This window comes from Neptunicoccus cionae (assembly GCF_014643735.1).
Taxonomy (GTDB): Bacteria; Pseudomonadota; Alphaproteobacteria; order Rhodobacterales; family Rhodobacteraceae; genus Amylibacter; species Amylibacter cionae.
This window is the reverse complement of sequence record NZ_BMKA01000015.1, coordinates 2,501-5,000: the sequence shown is the minus strand read 5'-3', so window position 1 is coordinate 5,000 and position 2,500 is coordinate 2,501. Positions and strand designations below refer to the sequence as shown.

Below are 2,500 nucleotides of genomic sequence, written 5' to 3'. Positions count from 1 at the left end.
GACTTCGCAGAGCCCTGTGTTTTTAGTAAACAGTCGCCACCCCCTGGTCTGTGCCCCCAGCCAATAGTTGCCTACTGACCGGGCCTCCTTCTCGCGAACTTACGGAGGCATTTTGCCGAGTTCCTTCAATGCAGTTCTCTCAAGCGCCTTGGTATTCTCTACCAGTCCACCTGTGTTGGTTTAGGGTACGATCTAATGGAAGGCTATTTCCAGGGACCACTTAACGGCCTCCCCAATCCAATAAGGGGAAACAATCTTCATGATCCGTCACATCTTCCTGGCACCGTAATATTAAACGGTTTCCCATCGACTACGCCTTTCGGCCTCGCCTTAGGGGTCGGCTTACCCTGCTCAGATTAGCTTTAAGCAGGAACCCTTGGACTTTCGGCGAGAGTGTCTCTCACACTCTTTATCGCTACTCATGTCAACATTCTCACTTCTGATCACTCCACGGGATCCCTTACAGGCCCGCTTCACAGTCAGAACATTGCGTACGATACTTTTATGTCCTACCGCTTCGCTACTTGAGGACGATTGCTCGTCCCGCTGCAACGTGTTGGTATTGGTAAAAGTAGAATACGCAGCGTTCTATATCACAGAACGCTCCGCTACCACGCACTTACGTGCATCCTCAGCTTCGGCTCATGGCTTGAGCCCCGGTACATCTTCGCCGCAGGATAACTTAATTAGACCAGTGAGCTGTTACGCTATCTTTAAAAGATGGCTGCTTCTAAGCCAACTTCCTGGTTGTTTTGGTCGTCCCACCTGCTTTCCCACTTAGCCATGAATTAGGGGCCTTAGCTGGAGGTCAGGGTTGTTTCCCTCTCCACTACGGGCGTTAGCACCCGCAGTGTGTCTGCCAGATAGTACTCCCGGGTATTCGGAGTTTGGTTAGGGTCAGTAAGGCTGTATGCCCCCATTGCCCATCCAGTGCTCTACCCCCCGGGGTATTCGTCTGACGCTCTACCTAAATAGATTTCGCGGAGAACCAGCTATCTCCGAGTTTGATTGGCCTTTCACCCCTAGGCACACCTCATCCCGACCTTTTTCAACAGGTGTGGGTTCGGACCTCCAGTAAGTGTTACCTTACCTTCATCCTGGACATGCCTAGATCACTCGGTTTCGGGTCTGATCCTACTAACTCATTCGCCCTATTAAGACTCGCTTTCGCTGCGCCTACACCTATCGGCTTAAGCTTGCTAGTAAGACCAAGTCGTTGACCCATTATACAAAAGGTACGCCGTCAGGATACAAGATCCCTCCGACTGTTTGTAGGCGTCCGGTTTCAGAAACTGTTTCACTCCCCTCGTCGGGGTGCTTTTCACCTTTCCCTCACGGTACTGGTTCGCTATCGGTCAGTAAGGAGTACTTAGCCTTCGAAGGTGGTCCTCCGATGTTCAGACAGAATTTCACGTGTTCCGCCCTACTTAATACGTCTGATCATGCTTCCTATACGGGGCTGTCACCCATATTGCTCCGCTTTCCAACGGATTCTAGTCACATTCACAGCTCGGCTGGTCCCCGTTCGCTCGCCGCTACTAAGGGAGTATCTGTTGATTTCCTTTCCTCCGGGTACTTAGATGTTTCAGTTCCCCGGGTTTGCCTTTTTAACCCTATATATTCAGGTTAAAAATACTTGGTTTACCCTGCTATTGATTAACACTCCGTGCCCGTCCTTGACGGGTCTCACCAGCAAGCTGGTTCGCTCCGACATCTTCAGGTCCGTCGTAAAGTTAACAATAACAAAATATCAAGTGGGTTGCCCCATTCGGAAATTCATGGATCAAAGCTTATTCTCAGCTCCCCATGACTTATCGCAGAGTATCACGTCCTTCATCGCCTCTTACTGCCAAGGCATCCACCAAACGCCCTTCTCGCGCTTGATCTGATCCAGAAAAAGAAAGACTTTTTCCAGAACAGAAGTCGTCATTTTGAGAGTGTATCAATCCGAAGATCAATACGATTGTGTTTAGATCTGATTTCTCAGACCCAACTCATTGAACTCATGTCACACATTGCTGTGTGACGCACATTCCCAGTTACCAACTTAACGTTGGTGACTTGATGATTGGTTAAGATCATCTGGCCAGATTGAATACATTCAATCGTGACCTGGTTAGTGTATTTTGACTTGGAAAGACTGTAAATTTTAAACGTAATCAACTTATCCCACTCGCACTGGAGGGCCTTCGTCGACAACACGCGCCTAAGAGCCTTGGTCGGGCTACAAAATTGCGATTACCCCTTACGGGATGTGTTGCTAACCAAGCAAATCTCGAAAGACTTGTTGGCCAATACGCAAAACCTACGTCTCGTGTATTTATATGCTCTCTAAACGATGTAAAAGTGTCTGAAGTATCAGACTTTTAAACAGTCGCTTAAGACTGCTTAATGATCTGATCATCAGCTCTTTGATGTAATTTCTCGTATCTGAAGGTCTGTGCCGATAGGGCGCTCTCTGTGAGTTGGCTGCGCCAATTCACTTGCCGCTCGTCTTTTG

Annotated in this window: 1 rRNA gene (only partly in view); it reads right to left on the bottom strand. The window is 48.6% G+C overall.

What is annotated here, in order from left to right:
* Positions 1 to 1,886, bottom strand: a 23S ribosomal RNA gene (locus IEX10_RS19775) (it extends 1,072 nt beyond the left edge of the window).
* Positions 1,887 to 2,500 lie beyond the last annotated feature (614 nt).